The organism is Adlercreutzia equolifaciens (assembly GCF_029076695.1).
Lineage (GTDB): Bacteria > Actinomycetota > Coriobacteriia > Coriobacteriales > Eggerthellaceae > Adlercreutzia > Adlercreutzia equolifaciens_A.
Map to the genome: position 1 here is coordinate 1 of NZ_JARFIK010000226.1, position 322 is coordinate 322.

Annotated in this window: 1 protein-coding gene; it reads right to left on the reverse strand. The window is 42.9% G+C overall.

Features of this window, described 5'->3' with window-relative positions; genetic code table 11:
* The coding region (locus tag PZH32_RS12160) for an NYN domain-containing protein (protein ID WP_275208515.1) at positions 1-297 on the reverse strand (297 nt) is incomplete at its 3' end.
* Positions 298-322: the final 25 nt, after the last annotated feature.

Below are 322 nucleotides of genomic sequence, written 5' to 3' on the forward strand. Positions count from 1 at the left end.
GTCTGAAGTTGCCACAGTTACAGCAGCATCCTTTGCGATCCGTCTTACAGTCTTTTCGATATACTGGTCTGCCGTTTCCGCCTCTTTGGTATAGACAATATAAATATTATGATATTTCATCACTTCACCCGGATTGCCTTCAACTTTATATGCATCATACACAAGGATCAGCGTACATTTTCTGTATCCCTGATAGTTGCTTAAGATATCCGCAAGTTTCCCGCGTGCCGCACCAATATCCTTTTCGGACAGCTCTCTTAGTTCCTCCCATGAGAAAATAATATTGTATCCATCCACCAGAAGATATTCCTGTCGGCCTTCC